This is a genomic window from Teredinibacter franksiae (assembly GCF_014218805.1).
In the GTDB taxonomy this organism is placed as follows: Bacteria; Pseudomonadota; Gammaproteobacteria; order Pseudomonadales; family Cellvibrionaceae; genus Teredinibacter; species Teredinibacter franksiae.
In genome coordinates this window covers 1,536,446-1,560,000 of sequence record NZ_JACJUV010000001.1, presented here as the reverse complement: position 1 = coordinate 1,560,000, position 23,555 = coordinate 1,536,446, and the positions used below count along the sequence as shown (strand labels likewise).

Annotated in this window: 21 protein-coding genes, 2 rRNA genes and 1 pseudogene; 12 read left to right on the top strand and 12 right to left on the bottom strand. The window is 48.2% G+C overall.

The genetic code is table 11. The annotated features are described in order from the left end of the window. Positions 1-121 precede the first annotated feature (121 nt). Together H5336_RS06305 and H5336_RS06300 are read right to left on the bottom strand one after the other, a co-directional pair. Positions 122-940: a glycosyltransferase family 2 protein gene (locus tag H5336_RS06305; RefSeq protein WP_185232465.1), complete on the bottom strand. Its 819-nt coding sequence runs from the start codon at positions 938-940 to the stop codon at positions 122-124. Positions 941-1,142: 202 nt separating this feature from the next. Then, positions 1,143-2,258, bottom strand: a complete 1,116-nt coding sequence (locus tag H5336_RS06300) for a glycosyltransferase (RefSeq protein ID WP_185232463.1) — start codon at positions 2,256-2,258, stop codon at positions 1,143-1,145. 85 nt (positions 2,259-2,343) lie between these two features. Here H5336_RS06300 and H5336_RS06295 point away from each other — a divergent pair, with 85 nt between their 5' ends. After that, entirely contained in the window at positions 2,344-3,402 is a 1,059-nt protein-coding gene (locus H5336_RS06295) for a glycosyltransferase family 4 protein (RefSeq protein ID WP_185232461.1), read from the top strand. Continuing rightward, on the top strand, positions 3,359-4,333 hold the full coding sequence (gene lpxL, locus H5336_RS06290; protein ID WP_313557699.1) for an LpxL/LpxP family Kdo(2)-lipid IV(A) lauroyl/palmitoleoyl acyltransferase: 975 nt from the start codon (positions 3,359-3,361) through the stop codon (positions 4,331-4,333). The genes H5336_RS06295 and lpxL overlap by 44 nt, the downstream gene beginning before the upstream one ends. A gap of 116 nt (positions 4,334-4,449) precedes the next feature. On the opposite strand, the gene H5336_RS06285 is transcribed toward lpxL, so the two are convergent. From H5336_RS06285 to H5336_RS06265, 5 genes are all read right to left on the bottom strand, one after another. Further along, the gene (locus H5336_RS06285; RefSeq protein ID WP_185232457.1) at positions 4,450-5,217 is read right to left on the bottom strand and encodes a glycosyltransferase family 25 protein; all 768 of its coding nucleotides are present in this window, start codon (positions 5,215-5,217) and stop codon (positions 4,450-4,452) included. A gap of 15 nt (positions 5,218-5,232) precedes the next feature. Further along, positions 5,233-6,342 (bottom strand): glycosyltransferase, encoded by a 1,110-nt coding sequence (locus H5336_RS06280; protein WP_185232455.1) that lies wholly within the window; start codon positions 6,340-6,342, stop codon positions 5,233-5,235. Positions 6,343-6,415: 73 nt separating this feature from the next. Further along, on the bottom strand, positions 6,416-6,958 hold the full coding sequence (locus H5336_RS06275) for a hypothetical protein (protein ID WP_185232453.1): 543 nt from the start codon (positions 6,956-6,958) through the stop codon (positions 6,416-6,418). Continuing rightward, entirely contained in the window at positions 6,952-8,373 is a 1,422-nt protein-coding gene (locus H5336_RS06270) for a capsule assembly Wzi family protein (RefSeq protein WP_185232451.1), read from the bottom strand. Before H5336_RS06270 ends, H5336_RS06275 begins: the two co-directional genes overlap by 7 nt. A 28-nt stretch (positions 8,374-8,401) precedes the next feature. After that, a complete protein-coding gene (locus H5336_RS06265) occupies positions 8,402-9,463 on the bottom strand; it encodes a glycosyltransferase family 9 protein (protein ID WP_185232449.1) in 1,062 nt (353 codons plus the stop codon). A 585-nt stretch (positions 9,464-10,048) separates the two neighbouring features. Between H5336_RS06265 and H5336_RS06260 the strand changes: the two genes are divergently transcribed. The 4 genes and pseudogenes from H5336_RS06260 to H5336_RS06245 form a co-directional block, all read left to right on the top strand. Continuing rightward, positions 10,049-12,917 (top strand): 23S ribosomal RNA (locus H5336_RS06260). A 321-nt stretch (positions 12,918-13,238) separates the two neighbouring features. Next, positions 13,239-13,354: ribosomal RNA gene (rrf, locus tag H5336_RS06255) — 5S ribosomal RNA — on the top strand. Positions 13,355-14,328: 974 nt separating this feature from the next. Next, positions 14,329-14,784 carry a carbohydrate-binding domain-containing protein gene (locus H5336_RS06250; RefSeq protein ID WP_185232447.1) on the top strand — a complete coding sequence of 152 codons (456 nt, stop codon included), beginning with the start codon at positions 14,329-14,331 and terminating at the stop codon, positions 14,782-14,784. 68 nt (positions 14,785-14,852) lie between these two features. After that, positions 14,853-15,257 (top strand): annotated as a pseudogene (locus H5336_RS06245) (lysozyme family protein); the annotation flags it as partial. A gap of 278 nt (positions 15,258-15,535) precedes the next feature. Here H5336_RS06245 and H5336_RS06240 read toward each other — a convergent pair. The 5 genes from H5336_RS06240 to H5336_RS06220 are packed head-to-tail and all read right to left on the bottom strand — an operon-like array spanning position 15,536 to position 18,788. Beyond that, a complete protein-coding gene (locus H5336_RS06240; RefSeq protein WP_185232436.1) occupies positions 15,536-16,480 on the bottom strand; it encodes a transporter substrate-binding domain-containing protein in 945 nt (314 codons plus the stop codon). Between the two features lie 15 nt (positions 16,481-16,495). After that, on the bottom strand, positions 16,496-16,909 hold the full coding sequence (locus tag H5336_RS06235) for a CBS domain-containing protein (protein WP_185232434.1): 414 nt from the start codon (positions 16,907-16,909) through the stop codon (positions 16,496-16,498). After that, positions 16,906-17,256, bottom strand: coding sequence for a P-II family nitrogen regulator (locus H5336_RS06230; RefSeq protein ID WP_185232432.1), 351 nt, complete (start codon positions 17,254-17,256; stop codon positions 16,906-16,908). The genes H5336_RS06235 and H5336_RS06230 overlap by 4 nt, the downstream gene beginning before the upstream one ends. Then, positions 17,246-18,031, bottom strand: a complete 786-nt coding sequence (locus tag H5336_RS06225; RefSeq protein ID WP_185232430.1) for a DUF1538 domain-containing protein — start codon at positions 18,029-18,031, stop codon at positions 17,246-17,248. Before H5336_RS06225 ends, H5336_RS06230 begins: the two co-directional genes overlap by 11 nt. Positions 18,032-18,065: 34 nt before the next feature. Next, positions 18,066-18,788, bottom strand: a complete 723-nt coding sequence (locus tag H5336_RS06220) for a DUF1538 domain-containing protein (RefSeq protein ID WP_185232428.1) — start codon at positions 18,786-18,788, stop codon at positions 18,066-18,068. 112 nt (positions 18,789-18,900) lie between these two features. On the opposite strand from H5336_RS06220, the gene H5336_RS06215 reads away from it, so the two are divergent. From H5336_RS06215 to tolQ, 6 genes are all read left to right on the top strand, one after another. After that, the gene (locus H5336_RS06215; RefSeq protein ID WP_185232426.1) at positions 18,901-19,728 is read left to right on the top strand and encodes a protein-disulfide reductase DsbD domain-containing protein; all 828 of its coding nucleotides are present in this window, start codon (positions 18,901-18,903) and stop codon (positions 19,726-19,728) included. 29 nt (positions 19,729-19,757) lie between these two features. Next, positions 19,758-20,363, top strand: coding sequence for a redoxin domain-containing protein (locus H5336_RS06210; RefSeq protein ID WP_221627994.1), 606 nt, complete (start codon positions 19,758-19,760; stop codon positions 20,361-20,363). Positions 20,364-20,476: 113 nt separating this feature from the next. Further along, positions 20,477-21,010: a crossover junction endodeoxyribonuclease RuvC gene (ruvC, locus tag H5336_RS06205; protein ID WP_185232422.1), complete on the top strand. Its 534-nt coding sequence runs from the start codon at positions 20,477-20,479 to the stop codon at positions 21,008-21,010. Between the two features lie 35 nt (positions 21,011-21,045). Beyond that, the gene (gene ruvA, locus H5336_RS06200) at positions 21,046-21,666 is read left to right on the top strand and encodes a Holliday junction branch migration protein RuvA (protein ID WP_185232420.1); all 621 of its coding nucleotides are present in this window, start codon (positions 21,046-21,048) and stop codon (positions 21,664-21,666) included. 37 nt (positions 21,667-21,703) lie between these two features. Continuing rightward, positions 21,704-22,753, top strand: coding sequence for a Holliday junction branch migration DNA helicase RuvB (gene ruvB, locus H5336_RS06195; RefSeq protein ID WP_185232418.1), 1,050 nt, complete (start codon positions 21,704-21,706; stop codon positions 22,751-22,753). Between the two features lie 101 nt (positions 22,754-22,854). After that, positions 22,855-23,547 carry a protein TolQ gene (tolQ, locus tag H5336_RS06190; protein ID WP_185232417.1) on the top strand — a complete coding sequence of 231 codons (693 nt, stop codon included), beginning with the start codon at positions 22,855-22,857 and terminating at the stop codon, positions 23,545-23,547. Positions 23,548-23,555 lie beyond the last annotated feature (8 nt).

Here is a 23,555-nt window from a genome sequence, read left to right as displayed (position 1 = left end):
TTCCTATGTTTTGACTTGAGGGGCGTATGCTTGGTTGTCGCTTGCGCCCTGCACCTGGTCGAGCGGGCTCGCCGATATTCGGGTGTTGTTGCTGTAGCCGGTAATGGGTGATTCGGCAACGCTACAGGTTTTGCTGCTGAATACCGTGTTCGGTGGCAACCGTTTTATTTTGAGCGACGGATTGTCGAATATCGCGATTGCGCTGCCAATCTTCTGGGCTCTCATAACCCCGTGCGTGATCTAAGTGAACGACAACGGCGCTATAGCGTATTTGCTTGCCACGAATGTTCGCATTTTCGAGTCGCTCACCAAATTCTCGGTCCAGCCCGCCGTACCTAAGCCGTTCATCGTATCCGTTAATGGTGAGAGCGTCTTGTTTAAAGCAAGAAGCATTATGCCCGTTCCATGTAGGTTTGGTGGGGGTAAGCGCGTTGAAGATGGCTTCTTTTCGTGGGCCAGCATTTAGCTTCATAAAGCCTTTGGTTTTAGTCATGCCCTGTGACTTGAGCCAGTTGACGTCGAAGCAGTTGCCTTGCTTGATGTCCTCTTGGGTGATCTGTTTGCTCGCTTTCATGGGAAGCTTTAAGTAGCCCCCGGATAGAAAGCGCCCTGCTTCTGCATGCTTCCGGTGGGTGGTAACAAAGTCCCCTCGAGGAATACAGTCGCCATCGGTGAATATTAGGTACTCACCTTTGGCCGCAACAATAGCCTTGTTAAGCACTCGACATTTTTGGAAACCGTCGTCAGGCTGCCAGATATGCTGTACGGCTTTGCTAGATGAGACGGAGAATTTTTCGACAAGTTTACGGGTTTCTTCCCGTGAGCCATCATCGGCAATCACAATTTCAAAATGATCATCATCCTGATAATCAAACCCCCAGAGAACATTCTGTAGCCATTCTGGCGAATTGTAAGTGGTAAAGATAACACTGATTTTCACAAGACGAGCCCTAGCCTTATCATGGTGTAATTGACGTTTTAGCCAACTATTTTTAGGATTAATGATAGCCTATTTTTGGCGCCAATTGCGCTGCGATCTGGCGTATGTCATTCGTTAGTTCAGATGAATAGTCGAGAAACGCTCCCCTATGCCCACTGAACTGAGTGTATGCATTCCTTTCCTGTTGTTCGCCAGTAACGATTTATTTACGCGAGCTTCCGGTTAATTTTAGGCCTTTTTGCTCATTCTCAAATTTGCCTGTAGCCAACGAGGGGGTGTGGCTTAAGTGTTGTTTTTTGGCAATTAACTCGCGGTAGAAGTTAATCATAGCCTTATTGGTGTTTTCTAGGTGGTGGGCACTAAGGTCTGGCCGGTGTCGAGCAGGTTTACTTTTAAGCCAAGTGGCTAGTGTTCGGGTGAGGCTCTCTGTATTGTCGCACTCAAATAGTTGTCCACCGTAATCGTTAACTAGCTCCTTACAGCCGCCTGCGTCCGAGGCAATGACAGGGGTTCCTGCATCCATAGCTTCAAGTATGGCGCGTGGAAGTGGGTCGAACCTTGAGGGGCAGGCGAGTATATCGAATGCTTGGTACAGGTCTTTAATATCATTTCGATAGCCAGCGAGTACGATGCGATTGTCGTCTGCGGCTAGTTTCTTCAGTTGCTCTTCCTGATTCCCACTGCCAAAAATGTGAAGCTTTGTATTGTTGTAGCCGGGCAGTTGTTTAAAGGCTTTTATGAGCGTATCCCACGCTTTACTAGGGTGGTATCGGCCAACACCGCCTATCAATATATCTTCGTGGCTTATGTTTAGAGAGCTTCTTAGTTCAAATATTTCCGCAACACTTAAGCGCCGGTGCGGCGACAGGGAGTTGTTAGCTTTATGGCATTTACCCGTGTAGTTCGCGGGGACTGCTTCCAATTGCCAGCGTGCATTGCACACCAGGCCATCCATTTTTAAGAAGCATTTGCCGTTAATCGCAATGTGAAGCGTCGCTATTTTAGCTGCGTGGGTTTGAATTTTCGAAACTATGCGAGTGGAGCGCCTGAGGTGAGTGTGAATCACGTCAGGCTGGTCCTCTTGAACCAGTTTGCCAAGTTTAAGGCGCGGGAAGACATGGTGAGATATCGTTTTAATCGTAACCCGGCTATCCAGATGGTCGACGATGCTTCTACCGTTTTTGCGGTGATCTTTACGTAAAATGAGCGTTACTTGGTGGTCCTTGCATTGGGCATTACAGGATTCCGCCGTGGATCTCTCTGACCCGGCAAAACCGCGAGACAGGAGAGTATGGTATATATGCAGAGGTTCGGTCATTTTAGTAAAGCATGATGTTGTGTACGAGGTATAATGCCCAGCTGAAATCAAAATAAATATCCAGTGAATAACAGAAGTGGGTCTTATGGTGGAAGAGCATGCTGAAGTAGTGGTGATTTTGGGGAATTCGAATTCCCGCTTTTCGGGTGTTACCTCCACTATGCTGCAAACTATGTCGGTTCAGAGGAGCGTAATTCCCCTAAAGGTATTAGGTAAGTATCACATGCCGGACGCTTCTTTGTCGATTAGCTTTTTTCAGGCAATTCGCCTTTTGCGGTCGCCGTTGACGTGTGGCAAGCCGAGAATCTTTCACGCTCGCCGGAATAATGAAATGATTCAGGCGCTGCTGCTAAAGCATTTGTTTGGCTGCGAGATAAAAATTCTTTTTACCTCTACGGCTCAACGCCATCATTCACGCTTTAGTCGGTGGTTGATGGGTAAAATGGATGCGGTTATATCCACTTGTGAAGCGGCCGCATCTTACCTCCGCTTTAAGCCGCAGGCTATTGTGCCTCATGGTATAGATTCTGAAATCTATCAGCCCCGGGATAATAAACAGGAAGTGCTAAAAAGCATTGGTGTCATCACGCCCAAATGTATTGGTATTTTTGGGCGTGTACGCGCACAAAAAGGCGTGGACCTGTTTGTGGAGGCCTGCCTGCAGGTGCTGCCTAAACTACCGGAATATTCCGCTGTTATTGTTGGCGCTGAAGAGGGGCGTGAGCGTGAATGGCTAGCGTCTTTGGCGTCCAAAGTGCAGGCTGCCGGGTTGTCGGATCGGGTGCTTTTTTTGGGGGAGCAGAAATTTGAGCAGGTGCCTATTATAATGTCTGCAATGACGCTAATAACTGCACTCAGTCGCACGGAGGGATTTGGGTTAACCGTGCTGGAGTCGATGAGTTGCGCTGTGCCGGTGATTGCAACGGAGGCTGGGGCTTGGCCAGAAGTAGTGCGTGAAGGGGTAGATGGCTACGTAATCCCAGTGGGGGGTCTAGCAGCCCTTGTGAGTCGCCTCAGTCACCTGCTTGCTGATGAGGTTAGTCTTGTGGAAATGGGAGCGCAGGCGCGAACGCGTGTGCTTGAGAAGTATACAATTGAACGTGAAGCAACACGCTTGGTTGAAATCTATCGTTCACTTCAATAAAAAATGGCTGATGTCTCAAATAAAGTTCGACAATAAACTATTGCATCCACGCTATCTGATAACTTGGTTACTTATGCTGCTGTGGTGGTTGCTAGTGCAGCTATTCCCAATGGTAGTACAGCGATTCTTCGGGCGTCGTTTGGGGGACTTACTCTATGTTTTGCCCATTAGCCGAAAACGTATTGCGAAGATTAACATTGAAAAATGTTATCCGGAGCTAGGCGAGCGAGAGGTTAATGCGTTGGTTCGATCGACACTTAGATCCACAGGGATTGGGGTGTTTGAAAGTGGTGCGGCTTGGTTTTGGCCGACCTGGAGAGTAAAAAATGCCTTCACTATCAGCGGATTGGAATATTTAGTTGCCGCGCAAAAAACTGAAAGCGGTGTTCTGTTTATGGGGATACATTTTACGGCGATTGAGTTTGGTGCGGCCTGCGTCAATACAGTGACTTCAATAGATGGCTTTTACCGGCCACATAAAAACGCCGTGTATGAGTATGTGCAAGCATGGGGGAGAATTCGGCGAAACAGTAAGAGTGGTGTAATCCCAAATGGGGATGTTCGCAAAATTGTTCGGGCTCTGCGCGAGGGGCGGGCGGTAAATTACGCACCCGATCAGGATTACGGAAAACGACGCAGTGTATTTGTACCTTTCTTTGGTGTTAACACCGCTACTGTCAAGGCGCCAGCGCAATTGGCTAAGGCGGGTCGCGCAGAGGTGATACCCTGGGTGACCACGCGAAAGCCTGACGGTCGTTATCACATTTCTCTTTATCCTTCTATAAAGTCAAAGTTTTCGGGTGATGAGCATGAAGATGCCGTTACAATTAATCAATTTATTGAAGCGCGAGTACGGGAAAACCCTGAACAGTACCTCTGGGTACATAGGCGCTTTAAAACAAGGCCTGAGGGTGAGGCCAGCTTCTATTAGGGTGTTTTATGCCTACCGAGAGCACCTACTTTTCGTCGCCCATTGAACTTACTGAACTTACTGAATTACGCACCTCAGGCCTTATCGGGTAAGCTGCGGGAGCCGAAGGTATTTTTTTACCCTAAAGGCGGGGTAAGCAGCTGTGGTTCTCTTTGTATGAGTTTTTTGGCCTGTCTCTGCGTATTCAGGGTAAAGCTTATTTTGTTGCCCAATTTTTTTAATCGGCTTTTCTTCGCCGCTTTTCTATTTGAGAACTTTTCAATTTCACTACTGCCTTCGCTATTTGACTTAAATGGATAGGGCAGAATACCATGCACCCAGATGTTTTTTTCCCACCAGTACTGGAGGTCAACATCTACAGGGCGACTGAAAGGTTTGGATGAAGCAAGAAGCCGTTTGGCGCCCTCGTTACTTACAATTTGCATGCCTGTTCGGGTTGGCACTTTTTTGAGTAGGCTGAAGGTTAATTCCTTCATCGGGTGGGCGCAAATCTCGTCTGCGCGCTTATGTTTGCCCATAAGTTTTATTAAATGCCAGGGTGTTTGAATTTGATTGACCAGTGTAATGATTTCGCTAATAGACTCTACTTTTGGTAGAAAGTCGTCTTCAAATATCAATGCAAAGTCTAGCTTTCGTTTGATAATTAATTCCCACGTTTTTCTGTGGCTCAGGTAACAGCCTATCTCACCTAGATTGAGTTCTTTGTGATAGCGATTACTTGTGCTAGTGGTGTATGCCTGAGCGACGTCTTCCGCTAGCAAGTCTGCACCGTAGATAGCGGGTACTCTCTCAAACTCTAGCCCTAGCGCATTAAGCATTTCGGTGCTGGCGGCCAGTCGGTCAATGGATTTATCAAGATTGATTAAAAAAGTTTGATAATTCATAGAGTGGTGCGTCGCTTACTTTATGAGAGAGAGGTAACGCTGAGCAACCAGCTGATTGTCGACTTTGGTTAAAACAGCGCACTCTGCTGGGGCAAGCGCCGACTCAAGTGCGGCGTTGACCTTTTCGGCCAGCTGTTGCGGGTTTTTCCTTTCAGAAAGGAATTGCGCCAAAGACCCTGTTAGTATCTCATTTGGGCCATGTGGGCAATCGGTCGATACCGGGAGGGTACCGCAGATGACAGATTCAATGAGTACATTGGAAAAGCCCTCATAATCCGAACTCAGTACCATTGCTTTCGCGTTGGCTATCCAGGGGTAGGGGTTTTTCTGGAATCCAGGGAATATAACGCGATCAGATACGCCGAGTGAGCTGGCTAGAGCGCTCAGCTTTTTTATGTCGTTTGCTAGGCAAACCAGCTTATACTTCGGGTTTATATGTTTAAGGGCCTTGAACAAAACGTCGTGTCGCTTTTGTCGCGCTGCGCGTCCTACGTGGATGATGTAGGGTTCCAGGGGGATACCAGAATCTTTTTCTTGCGCGAGCTTTTGAATGGATTCAACATCGTACGGGTTATAAATTGTTTGAACTGACCTAGCTTGAATTACTTGCGTGTCACGCAGCTCTTGCTCTATCCCTTTCGATACGGTTAACAGGTCTTTACCTTTGAGTTTTCTGAGTATACTTTTTAGATAGAAGTATTTAATGGGGCCGAGTAGCCGAGTCCGTTTGAGGGTTTCGATAATTGAGTTATGTATCACATAATAAATGCGATCGAAATTACAGGCCGATGCGATGCGATAAGTTTCTTCCAGGTTGGCGATAAATAAATCGAACGCGCCACTTTTTTCTTCCAGCTCCGAGACCAAATGTTTTAGCTTTCGTGCGTGCTTTTTTCCTCTAAAGTAACCTTTTAACTTTACTTTTTTATCGTAAAGAGAGTGAACGGTGCAATGCATCGGGATTTCGTAGTCAACATTTTTCGACAGTACGATTATTTGGGCGTCATGGCCTAGCTCAACAAGTGTCGATACCAAAGTAAGCATGACCTTCTCCGCACCTCCGCCATATAGGCTGTCTATAAGGATGGCGATACGCTTTTTTTGTTGAGTTTCTGCTGAGGACAAGAAGGTGTCTCCGAAAGCCTTACCGGCAGGTTACTATGAAGGCGCCCAACACGAGTGGGCGCTCTTCATTGCGTTAGAATCGTTTGCTGAGTACGGCTCCGAGTGAGGTAATATCCATAAACATGTCAGGTTTATCTCCTGGTGGGTCGGTACCTAGCAATCGGTCGCGAGCAAGACCACTGCCGTATCGTAGCTCGGCACCAAAATCGAAAAAGTTAAAAATATTTGTCTGGGTTAGGTGAAAACCTAGGTAATAGCCGTTTTGAGGAAGGCTGTTGTTGATCGATGCAGCCCCAATAAAAGCGCCGACCCGCGTATTTTCTAGAAGGATATATTGATAGTCTATTGCACGGATGCCGAGGTATCGATCCCCGTTAATATTGGACAGATCAATACCTGCTCCCAGCAGATATTTGCCTTTGTACCGCTTGCGAACGACTAGACTTACGGCCTCACTGATACCGTTTTCTGTGTTGCCGTCGACTTGCTCGTTCCCTGTATCTGAATCGATATAATTTTGGGTAATCCCAACGCCAACTTGAAATTCTGCAGCCAATATTTCAGGGGGCAGAATAAGGGCTAGGGCTGCGATAAGACAGATTCTGATATTTACCATTGTACATACCCCGAGAGCTGAGAATAATTTTGGTCAAATACGCTCGTACCTGAGGTCAGCTTCATGCCGAAACGGTAGCGGCTAAAAGCCCTTGAATAATCAAGGGAGAGTTCCTGTCCCGGGCTGTAATCAATCGATGAGTACTGTTCGTTTTGAACTTGTTTTAGCGTGGTAATTAGGCTGTGTTTTTGGGTAGCATAAATAAGCTTAGCGGTATGATTATTGGAGCCCACGGCTGAGCTAAATACACGCTCGTTTGCCCCCCAGTGCCCCAAAATCAAGTTGTCATGTGTTAGGCCGTCACCGTAATTTCCGTTTGTATACCAAGCATTTTGCCACTCGGCGAATTCGTAGCGGAGACTTAAGTGTTCGGTAATCTTCGGGAAGTAGGCACCCAGCATAATGGATGTGTTTCCTAGATGTACGCCAGATGTTTGAGACGTATCTTCACCTGCATATTCCATATATAGCGACAGTGGCGCAGCGCCGCCAAAGGTATAACTGGTATTGATGGAGGACTGCTGATTACCAAAGTCAGTTTTACCGGCGCCTGCATTTTCGTTTGATTTCACGTTAAAAAAGGCTTGGGCCAAGGAACTTATGCTTTCGTCCCTGTCGGCACCACCATATTGAAGTAGACGATTAAAGCCAATAGCGAAGCCTTCCAGTGGGGCAAAGCCAACATGCATACCCAAAAGCTTTGGGTTGCCTGTTAATCGTTGAGTGCCATCTTCGCTTAGGATCGAATCCGACTCGGACAGCTGGCCCCAGAACAGTTCATAGCTGAAGCCCAAAAATGCGTAGGTATCTGGATTTGAAACGGTAATACTCGGGAGTGACGGTGCGTTTGTAGATGCCAGCATATTGCCAAATTGGAATGGGCTGAAGGAGTGTTCCCGATATCCGAGATCGAGCTGAACATTGTATTTTGCTACCGATAAAAATGTTCCGTCCAGTATTGCGTTATTGTCGCGGTTTGCATCCGAGCTATATCGGCCACCTACATTAAGCATGATGGAGTCGTTAACCTTTGCAAAACCGTTCACCCTGAGGTGGTAGTTAGAGTTTGTGCTCTCACCACGATCATTCGCGTAGGTATGGTTGGCTTCGTCATTTGTGCTAAGGCTCAGAGTTGCATGGCTAACATTGATGTTCTGCTTGAAGCGTTGCAAGTATGTTTGAATGCTTTTCGCTAGTGCTGGGTGCCTGTCTTTTACTTTATCGACAGCAGCTTCAACTTTACTCACTGTGTAGGGCCGCTTAACCAATGGTGTATCCGCAAGCACGAAAAGTTGCTCTATTTTGCTTTCCGCTAGCGTGTCGAGGTTAAGAGGTAAATAAAGCTCGGTTGCTTGAGCGCTCGCGCTAAATATACAGGCAACGAGCAGGCTTACTGTCCTGTTACGTGTTTTCATATTGTGCTTATCGTTTCGTATAAAAAGGTTAGTGTTCTTGAGCAAGCTTCATAAGAGGCTTGATTTCGGAGAGCACCATATCAGGGGTTATTTCTGTCATACACTCAAATTGACCTTTGCATATGGGCTTGTTATTACAGGGTGAACAATATCGCTTGAGGAAGATTATTTTACTGGTTTCTACCCCCGCATAGGAATACGGGCATGTTGGCCCAAAAAGACCAATGGTGGGAATGCTAAATGCGTGGCCTATATGCGTCAGCCCGGTATCAATTCCCAGAACGAGTTCCGAGTGGCGAATAACCTCGGTGGCTTCGTTTAGCGACGTATTGCCCGCAAGGGTAATGGCGCCAATGGCGGAAGCGATGCTTTGTCCGTGCTGGGCATCACGTTCGAGCCCCAAGATGACGGTTTTGAGTTTGTATCGGCCGCGAATTCTCAGCGCGATTTGCTTCCAATGTTCATCAGGCCATCGTTTGTCGGGAAAAACGGAAAAAGGACAAATGACCGCATAGCGCTCTTTTGTATAGTTAAAACCGAGTTTTCCCTCGAGTGCTGGCTTGCTTTCTGTGGGGGGCGCAATATAGATATTCCAGGGGCTGTCGGGCATACCTAATTGGCTTAACAGATAGCGGTATTCTGAGCCAAGCTGGGTTTCCTCACCGATATTGCGGGAGATTGTCTTAGTTGCGAACCAGTTGCTGCCCTGTGTCGCGCCTAGCGCAATGCGAATGCGTGAGCCGCTCAGCCAGGCAAAAAAACTGCTTATCATCAGCCCCTGTAAGTCGAGGGCCAACGCATAGTTTCGGCGGCGCAGTAGCCGCCTCAAAATTAGCGCCTCCCGCAGCAGCCCTATGAGTTTCCCTCGCTTTAACAACCACTGCCAGCGCTGCTTGTCCCAAGGGATGATTTTGTCTATGTCTGGGTGCCCTTGCAGTAACCCCAGGTAGCGAGATTCAACTAACCAAGTAAGGTGCACGTTTTCGGCGTGCCCTTTGATTAAATGCGCCATGGGGCTGGCCAGCACCACGTCGGTGACATGGCTCAATCGAATTACAAGAATGGATTTCTGGCGTTTAGGTCTGGTCATTGCGGTTTTTGAGCCGTTTGGCATTGTCTGCAGCGGCATAGCTATTTTGTTGTCGGCCATCTTAACATGGCTTCGAGGCGGCTCGTTTTTTCTCTGATTGGAGTGTGTGGTGTTGGGCGTCAATTGAGTACAAAACCATCATCAAACAGAAGTGCAATATTTCTTTTAAAAACTGCTTGACTCATTTGGATCTGAGTGTAAGATACGCACCCTCTCAACGGCACACGCCGAACGAGAAGTTCTTTAAAAATTTGGAAATGAAAGAAGTTGTAAAACATTGCATTTAAGCGATTACAACAATTCACGACTGGGTATTGGTTTAGGCCAATGCTTGGAAATGAGAGTTTAATTAAGTAGCTTATCCGGTGCAATTGTTGTTATGACAGCATTCAAAACAATGTGTAGAGACACTTAGTTATCGACTGGTGTTAATCGCGGACTAGGGTGTTCTTTGTTGTAATTAAGCCTTATAGCTAGGGTTTATGAAGAGGGCATTAATAGCGTGTTTAGTATCAGAGAGAATTGTAAATAAGTCGACATTAAAAACTTATTCGTGAGTTTATGGCGCAGTTATCTGTGTTATATGGTCAAGTGAATAAGTGCACACGGTGGATGCCTAGGCAGTTGGAGGCGATGAAAGACGTAGGAGCCTGCGATAAGGTTCGGGGAGCTGGCACACAAGCTTTGATCCGAACATTTCTGAATGGGGAAACCCACTCCTTTTAGGAGTATCTTGCACTGAATACATAGGTGTAAGAGGCGAACCCGGGGAACTGAAACATCTAAGTACCCGGAGGAAAAGAAATCAACCGAGATTCCCTTAGTAGCGGCGAGCGAACGGGGAGTAGCCGAGAAATAATGGTCCAGTAGAAGAGTCTGGAAAGTCTAACGATACAGGGTGATAGTCCCGTATACGAAAGGCCATTGTTTCCATATTAAGTAGGTCGGGACACGTGATATCTTGACTGAACATGGGGGGACCATCCTCCAAGGCTAAATACTCCCAACTGACCGATAGTGAACCAGTACCGTGAGGGAAAGGCGAAAAGAACCCCTGTGAGGGGAGTGAAATAGATCCTGAAACCGTGTGCATACAAGCAGTGGGAGCTCTTCGGAGTGACCGCGTACCTTTTGTATAATGGGTCAGCGACTTATTGTATGTGGCAAGGTTAACCGTTTAGGGGAGCCGTAGAGAAATCGAGTCTTAATAGGGCGTCGAGTCGCATGCAATAGACCCGAAACCGGGCGATCTATCCATGGGCAGGTTGAAGGTTAGGTAACACTGACTGGAGGACCGAACTCACTTATGTTGAAAAATGAGGAGATGACCTGTGGATCGGAGTGAAAGGCTAATCAAGCCCGGAGATAGCTGGTTCTCCCCGAAAACTATTTAGGTAGTGCGTCATGTCTCACCCACGGGGGTAGAGCACTGTTTGGGCTAGGGGGTCATCCCGACTTACCAACCCCATGCAAACTCCGAATACCGTGGAGTGCAATCATGGCAGACAGACAGCGGGTGCTAACGTCCGTTGTCAAGAGGGAAACAACCCAGACCGCCAGCTAAGGTCCCAAATACCAGTTAAGTGGGAAACGATGTGGGAAGGCTTAGACAGCTAGGAGGTTGGCTTAGAAGCAGCCATCCTTTAAAGAAAGCGTAATAGCTCACTAGTCGAGTCGGCCTGCGCGGAAGATTTAACGGGGCTCAAACTGGTAACCGAAGCTGCGGATGTCTTAGGACATGGTAGGGGAGCGTTCTGTAAGCCTGTGAAGGTGAACTGAGAAGTTTGCTGGAGGTATCAGAAGTGCGAATGCTGACATGAGTAACGATAAGGGGAGTGAAAAACTCCCCCGCCGGAAGATCAAGGTTTCCTGTCCAACGCTAATCGGGACAGGGTTAGTCGGCCCCTAAGGCGAGGCAGAAATGCGTAGTCGATGGGAAGCGCGTTAATATTCGTGCACCGGCTGTTACTGCGATGGAGAGACGGAGAAGGCTAGACCAGCATGGCGTTGGTTGTCCATGTTTAAGGCTGTAGGCTGAGGGCTTAGGTAAATCCGGGCCCTTAAGGCTGAGAGCTGATGACGAGTCCTGTATTGGACGAAGTGGTTGATGCCCTGCTTCCAAGAAAATCTTCTAAGCTTCAGGTAACAGACGACCGTACTGTAAACCGACACAGGTGATCAGGTAGAGAATACCAAGGCGCTTGAGAGAACTCGGGTGAAGGAACTAGGCAAAATAGTACCGTAACTTCGGGAGAAGGTACGCCGCTGACGGTGAAGGGCTTGCCCCGTAAGCTGTTGGTGGTCGAAGTGACCAGGTGGCTGCGACTGTTTATTAAAAACATAGCACTCTGCAAACACGTAAGTGGACGTATAGGGTGTGACGCCTGCCCGGTGCCGGAAGGTTAATTGATGGGGTTATCTTCGGAGAAGCTCTTGATCGAAGCCCCGGTAAACGGCGGCCGTAACTATAACGGTCCTAAGGTAGCGAAATTCCTTGTCGGGTAAGTTCCGACCTGCACGAATGGCGTAACGATGGCCACGCTGTCTCCACCCGAGACTCAGTGAAATTGAAATCGCAGTTAAGATGCTGTGTACCCGCGGCTAGACGGAAAGACCCCGTGAACCTTTACTACAGCTTTGCACTGAACTTTGAACCTATTTGTGTAGGATAGCTGGGAGGCTTTGAAGCGTAGACGCTAGTCTATGTGGAGCCAACCTTGAAATACCAGCCTGATATGTTTGAGGTTCTAACCTAGGTCCCTTATCGGGATTGGGGACAGTGCATGGTGGGTAGTTTGACTGGGGCGGTCTCCTCCCAAAGAGTAACGGAGGAGCACGAAGGTTGGCTAATCATGGTCGGAAATCATGAGGTTAGTGTAATGGCACAAGCCAGCTTGACTGCGAGACTGACAAGTCGAGCAGGTACGAAAGTAGGTCATAGTGATCCGGTGGTTCTGTATGGAAGGGCCATCGCTCAACGGATAAAAGGTACTCCGGGGATAACAGGCTGATACCGCCCAAGAGTTCACATCGACGGCGGTGTTTGGCACCTCGATGTCGGCTCATCACATCCTGGGGCTGAAGCCGGTCCCAAGGGTATGGCTGTTCGCCATTTAAAGTGGTACGCGAGCTGGGTTTAGAACGTCGTGAGACAGTTCGGTCCCTATCTGCCGTGGGCGTTGGAAAGTTGAGAAGAGTTGCTCCTAGTACGAGAGGACCGGAGTGAACGAACCCCTGGTGTTCGGGTTGTCATGCCAATGGCATTGCCCGGTAGCTACGTTCGGACGGGATAACCGCTGAAAGCATCTAAGCGGGAAGCCTCCTTCAAGATTAGCTTTCCCTGGACTTTAAGTCCCTAAAGGGCCGTTGAAGACTACGACGTTGATAGGCTGGGTGTGGAAGCGTTGTAAGGCGTTGAGCTAACCAGTACTAATTGCCCGTGAGGCTTGACCATATAACAGAGAGAACTGAGCGATCGGTAACTCTGGAATAAGTTAAGTCGACAAGCCGATGAATAAAACATTGGCACGATTGAAAAGTTTAACGACTTTGAGATCGAAAACGTTACGATTCCAAGCGATAACTAAGTCAACACGTTATCGAGTGCTGTTTAACAACAGCTGGATAAGATACTTAAGTAAAGCTTAAGTGCGATGAATAAAACTTCTTTCATTTCCACCTTATTTCACTGAAATTATTTGTCATAATTTCCGCGATGCTGCCTTAGGGTAGCCAGTAGTTAGCCGCTGAAGAGGGTTAAAGTGATACCAGTTTGCCTGACGACAATAGAGCATTGGAACCACCTGATCCCATCCCGAACTCAGACGTGAAACGATGCATCGCCGATGGTAGTGTGGCGCTTCGCCATGTGAGAGTAGGTCATCGTCAGGCTTCTAATTAAAAACCCCAGTACAGAGATGTGCTGGGGTTTTTGCTTTGTGAAGCGCAACTTTTTAGGTGGCGGTTCACTCGGCACATCCCTGTGCCTCACCCTCCGGGCGACCTGAAGTGAAGGTCGTGTAATCGGTTGTCCTGCCGATGGTGCGCCCTGTGAGAGTAGGTTATCGTCAGGCTTCTAATTAAAAACCCCAGTACAGAGATGTGCTGGGGTTTTTGCTTTGCGCAGCGCAACTTTTTAGGTGGCGGTTCACTCGGCACATCCCTGTGCCTTACCCTCCGGGCGACCTGAAGGTCGTGTAATCGGTTGTCCTGCCGATTGTGCGCCATGTGAGAGTAGGTCATCGTCAGGCTTCTAATTAAAAACCCCAGTACAGAGATGTGCTGGGGTTTTTGCTTTGTGAAGCGCAACTTTTTAGGTGGCGGTTCACTCGGCACATCCCTGTGCCTCACCCTTCGGGCGACCTGAAGGTCGTGTAATCGGTTGTCCTGCCGATGGTGCGCCATGTGAGAGTAGGTCATCGTCAGGCTTTTAATTAAAAACCCGAACTGACAATGGTACGGTCTTTTAGTATTTGAACAGTAAGCGACTAAGGCTACGAGCGGTTTTGTGGTGAGCGCTACCTTCCTTTGTTAATGACGCTCGTGTGGTTCATAGGCGCATACGACATTTAACTGTGTTGGATCGTCTTGCCAAGGCTTCGATAGAAAAATAGTGTACTCATACAGGAGTTGTTTACCGCTGTTTATTATATATACGAAGATAAATCACTAAGTTAGTATTTTTAATGGTCCGAAATAGAGCTAAAGAACGGCATATAGTGCTTTTCGGATACTAATTGTAGTGTTTGGAATATTCGAGCGGCATTGTTGTTCAAAAACTGTATTTGTAACCGGTTACTTTACGCGACGAGCCTTCTGAAGTCGAACGAAATAGCCTCCCAAATACAAATTTGGAGAAGATCCCAATGAAAATAACTAAATTTAAAAAGATTTCATCCGTCGCGATTATGGCTTTTTCGGTATTCTTTTGTGCAAACCTATTGGCTCAAGACTATCCCACCTGTAGCAGCTCTTCTGCAGACCCAGATGGTGATGGCTGGGGCTGGGAGAATAATCAAAGCTGTATCGTAGCCTCTAGCGGTAGTGGAGCTTACCCTACTTGTAGTAGCGCATCGTCGGACCCGGATGCTGATGGATGGGGCTGGGAAAACAACCAAAGCTGTGTGGTTGATACCTGTAACAGCGGGAGTTCCAGTGACGGGGCGAGTAACTATCCAACCTGCGGGAGTGCGTCATCTGACCCCGATGGAGACGGTTGGGGCTGGGAAAATAAGCCGGTAGTGGAGCCGGTGCATCTGACAGCAGCGGAAGCTGTGGTACGGGCAGTTGTCCTTCTGCCTTGTCGTGCCCAAGTGGAATGAGCTGCGGTTGTTATACCGTGTCGGGCCTGGGGGCAAATAAGCGTTCATACTAGGATGCTGGTGCTGGCAGCAGTTTCCTTGCATCGGTAATGATGGAAAAGGAATTGATGAATACTAATTATGCCTACGGTGACGACAAGAGTGGTGATGCGTTTAATGCTGGCGCGACAAAACAAAACTGGGGAATGATGCGTCAGTGCCACTCCGCTTGGACGGGCTATGGCTCGGGTGACCATCCCATATCAGACCAAATGAACAGTAATCGCTCGTTGGACGCACAGGTTTTAAATGAGTGCAGGAGTTACTTTGGCGACAACGGGTATACGGGTCACCGTAATGGTTCGTCCGGTTTGAGTAATCCCAATACAGCCGATATTAACAACTTTAAAACCGGCTATAACTGGACCTACAATCAATTATCTGGCCACGAGTGCGATGATGTGCGTTTCTGGGTGGATATACCTGCCATTTAGTCGATGTTGAAAGTTTAATTGAATGAAGTACAGGGATGTGCGGGTTTCACGCAGGCCAATCGAAGATAGCGATTAAAAATCACCTGCTCCATGTAGAGCTGGTTGTTTAATGTGCAGTACAGGTAAGCAGGCTTTATACCAGTGCGAACTCAGGCTATAAATTAAGCGTTACAGCTAAATTGGGGTAAAAATATTTTTGAAGAAATAGGTTTGCACACTTAATAAATGGTATTGCTTTGCTGTTTTAATGCTGTACGTTTTGGGCTAATAGAAAATCATTAGATTCCGATAGTCCCTGGTGCGCTTCTGGTTTTACTGCGTGTCGTTTCGACATTATTAATGTCGAGCAGGTATTTTTTATCCCGCGTATAAAAGTCATCGGGAAGGTTGGTGTTGTCAACATGAAACACTTTTCGGCTGTCAGAATTTAGTAGGTCAATCGATGTCTGGTAGTGTCTATAAAATAGACTATCGGCTTCCCCGGATTCAAAGACTTTGTGCAAACCGTATTCCAGTCGCTTGGCTAGGCGAGGTTGCTTCTTGGTGACGTTGAAATAGAGCGGTAAGTAGGTGTATACGGCAATTCCTTTGGCTACCTCCATCTGCGGCGCTAAATGAGAGAAGGTCTCTAACTCTGGGAGAATTTCATAAACACCGCGCATAAAAAGCGGGAAACGTTCGGCGTTTAGCATTCGGAATAATCCACTATAGGAATCGCTGGTTATTGTTTTGAAACCGTGGTCATTGAGTATTCGATTTGTAGACCAGCCGTAACCTTGACCAACCTTAAATTTCTTCAGGTCATCTAGCGAGTTAACCTTTGATAGTGCTTGTTGATGTTTGGGTAAGGTTAAAAACAATCTGTAGCTTGCAAGGCCTTTTAACGTTGGGAATGGAATGTATATGATTTTATCGGCCCATTCCGCTCTGTACATGGAGGTGCCAACGGTGAGTTTGTCTCCCTTGACCAACTCCTCTAGCAGGCGTTGATTCTCCATAAAGTGCTTGGCTCGTTGCAGTTTATAAGGGCCAAACTTATCCTGAGAAGCGTCTAATGCAATTTGAAATAGTTCGTAATTGTGTTCTTGACGCCTATCGTTGTTATCAACAATAGGTATGGCTATAATTTTCTCGCTAGCGAGAGCAGCGCTGCTAAGGAGAGCTGGTATTAACCAACTTGCAGCGAGAATCAGATAAAAATGAACTGCTTTTATAGATGGCATAAGCGAAAATCGGTGCTAATCTCCCCTTGATTCTAAGTAGTCCAGCCAACTCAATACTATATCATTATAGCTGACAACTCCGATGACTTGCTCGTTCTCAATAACCGGTGCGGAGGATAGGCCAAAGGAGTTAAAAAGCCGGGCGCAATATTTTATGTCCATTTTCGGGCGCACGGAGATTACCGGTTTTGCCATAATTTCGTAGCAGTTGACCCGTTCGGGCGACCTGTCCTTTGCGATGACATGTTTGGCAATATCGGAGAGCAGCACCTGGCCCCATTCATCATTTTCGTCTCGTTTGTTAATAATGACTTTTTTGTAGCTATGATCATTCATTATTTTAAGCGCTTCGGAAATGGTCGTTAGTCCATCGACAATGGCAAAACGTTGGTTCATAACGTCACGGCAGGTGATGACTTTACGGTTCATAATTCGTCCTCAATTATTTCTGACAATTGTTTCGCCTGATGGGCAATGCCGACGGCGTCTTCAACATCAACTTGAATGGCGATTCCAGTTCCTGGAGATGAATCAAACTCGCCTACGTCAGAAATACGTTCTAGTATTGGTCGGCTAAGGTGTTCTTCTACTAAAAAAAGTAGTACGTCACGTTGAGTCTCCAAGGAAAGCCCAAAAAAAGTTTTTTTCTGTTTTAGGCCTTCACCGCGTGCGTTATTGATTACGGTTGCGCCCGTTGCTCCGGCTTCCCGTGCGGCGGCCATAATTACATCTGTTTTGGCATCTTCTGCAAATACCAGTATGAGTTTAAAGCGCATTATTTAAACCTCGCGGGTTAGTCTCTTTGGGTGGTGATTTGTCTTTGTCGTGTTTTGCCCGCCATGCGGATATTTGGGCGTAAGCCATAACCGACATAATGGGGAAAAGGCTTGCGAAGGCGATAAGGCCAAAGCCATCGATTAAAGGGCTTCGCCCCGGAATGTTTTCGGCCAAGCCCAAGCCGAGGGCTGCTACTAGAGGTACAGTAACGGTTGAGGTTGTAACACCACCGGAATCGTAGGCTAATGGCACGATTATTTTGGGTGCGAAGTAGGTTTGAATTACAACAACCGCGTAGCCTGTGATGATGAACCAATGAATGGGGTAGCCGGTTACAATGCGCCAAGAGCCAAGTGTAATGCCGATGGCAACGCCGAGCGCGACAGCTAAGCGCAGCCCCCAGACACCTATCGTGCCGCCCGAGACTTGGTTGGCCTTTATGGCCACAGCAATAAGCGATGGTTCGGCAATGGTGGTACTTGCGCCTATAGCAAAGGCAAAAAGGTACACCCAGAGAAAGCCGGTACTTGAGCCGTTGAGTGCTGTGAGCTGCTCTGCCATTAGTCGGCCAATCGGGAAAAGTGCTTTTTCTAGCCCCAACAAAAAGAAGGCCAGTCCGATTATCACCAGAGTGAAACCGGTTAAGACTTTAGGCAACGCAGGAATAGGGCGGCGAATAACAAAAAATTGAAAGCCAAAAATAATGGCTACAATAGGCACCACATCGCGCGCAGTAGCCAGCAGAACCTGAAAGAAATCTGTAATAAGGGTCATGCTGGGTGCCTGTCTATATGGGCTGTTTTCCTGTTCACAGGGCTATTCCGTATATCATCACAAATATCATAGGCGTTAACGAGGCAAAGGCGATGAGTCCAAAGCCGTCGATCATTGGGTTTCTGCCCTTGATTGAGGACGCAAGGCCAACCCCTAATGCCGTCACCAGCGGCACGGTAATGGTTGAGGTGGTAACACCTCCGCTGTCATAGGCTATTCCTATAATCTCTTTAGGGGCGAACATAGTGACGATGATAACGAGCACGTATCCGCCAATGATCAAATATTGAATTGGCCACCCTTTGAGAATCCGTAAAACCCCTACCAAAATGGCAAAACCCACGCTTCCAGCGACCGTGAGCCGTAAGCCTAGGGCATAGCTGGCTTTGGCTTGCGACGAATCCACAATCATGCCGCCTTCAGCGGCAACCACGGCGGCTTCTGCCGCAACAGCGATCAGTGCTGGTTCAGCAACGGTGGTGCCAAAGCCGAGGCAAAATGCGAAAACCAGTAGCCAGAATAGGCTACCTTTTCGTGCAAAGGCATGTGCTAGGCTTTCGCCTACTGGGAATAGCCCTATTTCAAGGCCGCGGATAAACAGCGTTAAGCCCACCACCACCATGAGCAGGCCCAACAATAGGCCAAACACATCGGGCAAGGTTTGCTGTAAAACAACAGCTTGAAAAAAAGCGATAACGAGCACGATAGGCAATAGATCGCGGGCGCTGCCTAGAAAAGGTGCAATAAACGACTTCATGCGGGGATAAGGGAATTAGTTGAGATATTGACTATCTTAGCGTAAATCGTTGTTGTTGCCATGGAGGCATCTGTATGCTCTGTTAACTTTAGATGAATTTATGGTTGTTCGAATGCGACGTTTAACTCAAATACTTCTGGTCGCTGCGGGTTTGTCCTTTAGTGGTGTTGCCAATAGTCTCGCTAGTGCGTTTATCGAAAAGCCGCATATTCAGGTGCGGCTAGTCACGGCAGTCGAAGCATTGGCCGTGGGTGGTGACGCGTTTGTTGCTCTGGACCTGCAGCCGGAGGAGGGGTGGCATGTCTATTGGCGTAACCCTGGTGACTCCGGAATGCCGCCTAAATTGACCTGGCAGCTCCCCGGGGGCCTGACGGCCTCCGAACCCTTGTGGCCTGCTCCTCACAATATCCCATTTGGGCCATTAGTAAATTATGGTTATGAGCACGTGGTGCTACCGGTAAAGCTCTCACTAGCGAAAGATTTTTCGGGCAAACAAGTCAGCTTGGATCTGCACGCCAGTTGGTTGGTATGCAAGGAACTCTGTATTCCGGGAAGTGCCGAGTTAAACCTTACTCTCCCGGTTGCCGAGAAAGTTAGTGTATCTTCCCATAGCCGTTTAATTTCCTCGGCGCTCGCGAAGGTGCCGAAAAAATTGGCGCTAATGGGGGGGAGCCTGTCTGCCGAGGGGGATTACATTGAGTTCACGCTCTATACCCGCAACCCTCTTTTTGCGGAGGTAGAGCAACTGGTTTTTTTTCCGTTGAATGAACAGCTTGTAATGGCATCGGATCAAACTGAATTTTTTTGGAAAAATAACATGCTGCGGATTCGCCAGCGTAAAGCCGAGGATTTTTACAGGCTTCCTCGTGACGTGGGCGGCATTATAATTCTTGACGGGCAGAGTGCTTGGGAATTCCGTTTTGAGCGCTCGGTTGAATAACGATTAAATCATGTGTGGAGGGTATGAATATGCGAAAAATTATTACACCATTATTGGCGGGTTTACTGTTGAGCTTCGCGCTCCCCATTGCGGCTAAGCCCGTGATTAACCAGCCGGCGCCGGAGTTTGCTGCGAAAGATGCCAATGGCAATATGGTTGCACTGGCAAGCCTTAAAGGTAAAACGGTGATACTCGAGTGGACAAATCATGAGTGTCCGTTTGTGCGTAAACACTACGACAGTAGCAATATGCAGTCTTTGCAAAAGCAATTCGTCAATGACGATACGGTTTGGTTAACGATTATTTCTTCTGCCGAAGGTAAGCAGGGCTTTGTGTCCGGTACTAAAGCAAACGCGCTGGCCAAGGATCGCAGTGCGAGCCCAAGTTATACGCTTATCGACGCCAGTGGTGATGTTGGCCGAGCTTATGCGGCAAAAACCACGCCGCACATGTATATCATTGATGCAGCTGGAGTGTTGCGCTATATGGGCGGTATCGATAGCATTCGCTCCGCCGACCCGGCCGATATACCCAAAGCCACAAATTATATTTCTCAGGCAATGAGTGAGCTGGCAGCGGGTAAGCCGGTGAGTCAGCCGGTGACCAAGGCCTATGGCTGTTCAGTGAAGTATTAATGTGTCCCGGTGTAAACAATTGGTAGCCGTTCGGGTTTTGTTGCCGCCTTTTTGTTAAAGTCTGTAGCTGGTCGTTACTGGCCCAATTTTTCCGTTTTCATCAGGAACCGTTCATGCCGCTAATTCTTGGCGTAGACCCTGGCTCTAGAAAAATGGGCTACGGCATAATCAATGCGCAAGGCTCCCGTTTGGCCTATGTAGCCAGTGGCGTGGTTCGAATTCCCGCGCCGCTGTTGGTGGCCGACTGTTTAGCCGAGCGGCTCAAGGTGATTTTCGATTCTCTGACTGAAATAATTGAACAGTATCAGCCGCAGGAATTTGCTATTGAAAATGTCTTCATGTCGAAAAGTGCAGGTTCGGCGCTGAAGCTCGGGCAGGCCAGAGGTGCGGCCATTGTTGCGGCGGTCAATCAGGATCTGCCGGTGTCGGAATACGCAGCGCGAAAGGTAAAGCAAGCTGTGGTGGGTACAGGGGCGGCCGATAAACTGCAGGTTCAGCATATGGTAAAAACCTTGTTAGCATTACCAGCGTCGCCACCGGAAGATGCCGCCGACGCACTTGCGGTTGCCATTTGCCATGCAAACACCTTTAGTGGCCTGGTGTCGCGGGCAGGCGCGACAAAGTTTCGGCGCGGTCGCTCTAGCTGAACGGATAAATAGAGGAGCCCTAAAGGTTAAAAAATATGATTGGTCGTCTTAACGGTTTATTGGTGGAAAAACAGGCGCCGCAGCTTATGGTCGAATTACAAGGTGTTGGCTATGACTTGCTGGCCCCCATGTCTACTTTTTACCGCCTGCCAGAATTAGAAAAGCCTGTTTTGCTGCATACGCATTTTGCGGTAAGCGAAACGTCGCAGCAGCTATTTGGCTTTATCTCAAAAAAAGATCGGGAATTTTTTCGGCTGTTGATAAAAGTGAATGGCGTTGGCCCAAAGATGGCTGTGGGTATTATGTCGATGGAAACTGACGATATTGTGCGCTGTATTATGGACGACAATGTATCGGCTTTGGTCAAAGTCCCGGGTGTGGGCAAAAAGACCGCCGAGCGCCTAATAATCGAAATGCGAGACAAGCTAAAAGCATGGGTTGTTCCCGCTACTACAAGCGAGGGGGAAGAACCTATTGCGTTAGGTTCGGGCCCTGCATCACAAAATAAGATTATTGCCGACGCCGAAAGTGCGCTTGTGGCTTTGGGCTATAAACCAACAGAGGCAGCCAAGGCTGTTTCAAAAGTGGCCAATGGAGACATAAGCCGCAGCGAAGACCTGATCAAACTGGCATTACGGGGTATGATCCCTGCATAATGAGACCCGTTCCGACTTTCCATCTTAAACCTACTTCATGATTGAACAAGATCGCATCATCGATGGCCACGCTCAACCCCGGGAAGAGCGCCTAGATAGAACCGTACGCCCCAAAACCTTGGTTGAATATGTGGGTCAGCCCGTGGTGAAAGAGCAGATGGAGATTTTTATCGGCGCGGCTAAAAAGCGCGGAGAAGCGTTGGATCACACCTTAATCTTTGGGCCGCCGGGTTTGGGTAAAACCACGCTGGCCAATATTATCGCGACGGAAATGGAGGGCGACCTAAAAACCACATCTGGGCCGGTACTCGATAAAGCCGGTGATCTAGCTGCGTTAATGACTAATCTCGAGCCCGGTGACGTGTTGTTCATAGACGAGATTCATCGCTTAAGTCCCGTAGTGGAAGAAATTTTATACCCGGCCATGGAAGATTTTCAGCTGGATATTATGATAGGTGAAGGGCCCGCGGCCCGGTCTATTAAGTTAGAGTTGCCACAATTTACGTTGGTAGGCGCCACGACTCGAGCAGGGCTGCTTACATCACCGCTGCGAGACCGGTTTGGCATTGTGCAGCGGTTGGAGTTCTATAACGTTAAAGACCTCACCCATATTGTCTCTCGCAGTGCCGATTTACTGGGTATGGCTATTGAGGGGGGTGGTGCTGTTGAAATTGCTCGCCGCGCTCGCGGCACACCGCGCATTGCGAATCGCTTGTTGAGGCGTGTTCGAGATTATGCCGAAGTTAAGGGCGAGGGCGTTATCACAGAAAAAATGGCGGATCTCGCGCTCAACATGCTGAATGTGGATGAGCACGGTTTTGACCATATGGATCGGCGCCTGCTGTTGGCGCTTATCGAAAAATTTGCCGGCGGGCCGGTAGGGGTCGACAGTCTAGCGGCAGCCATTAGCGAGGAGCGCGACACCATAGAAGATGTGCTAGAGCCTTACCTTATTCAGCAGGGCTATATTATGCGTACACCGCGCGGGCGAATGGCGACGCAAAACGCCTATAAGCATTTTGGCTTGATAGCCCCCGACAAAATCCAGGGTGATGCTAAGCAGGGCGACCTTCCCCTAGAGAAATGAATCTTTAAGGTGAATGCCAGTCCATAAGTACATGGCATAACTGTTTTATAATTTTTTAGATTGCCCTGTGGGCGACGTAACATTTGGGGAAAGTTTATCCGATGAATCAGGAACCCTTATCCATTATTTATCTCATCGCAAACGCGAGTTTGTTGGTGCAGATTGTGATGTTGTTATTGTTTATTGCTTCGATTGTCTCCTGGGTGATGATTGTTCAGCGGGGGATTTACCAGAGTAAGGCTGGCGGAGCGTTCAGTGCGTTTGAATCACTGTTCTGGTCGGGTACCGATCTCACGCAGCTATACCGTCAGGGGAATAGCAACGCCAACAAACACACGATAGAGGGTGTGGAAAACATTTTTCGCGCGGGCTTCAAGGAGTATACCCGTTTGCGTCAGCAGGGTAGCACCGACCCCGATGCGATAATGGAGGGTACTCAGCGTGCAATGCGGGTAGCCTTGACGCGGGAGGAAGAAAAGCTAGAAGCCAATTTATCTTTTTTAGCGAGTGTCGCATCGGTAAGCCCCTATATTGGCCTGTTTGGTACCGTGTGGGGAATAATGAATTCCTTCCGCGGTTTGGCGAATGTGCATCAGGCAACGTTGGCTACAGTAGCGCCGGGTATATCGGAAGCGTTGGTGGCCACCGCAATGGGTTTATTTGCGGCAATACCGGCGGTATTAGCTTACAACCGTTTTTCAGCGAACGCGGAACGCTTAACGACGCGTTACGAAACCTTTGCTGAAGAGTTTTCGGCCATCCTTCACCGGCAGGTTCACGCAAAACCGAACTGAGGCGAACC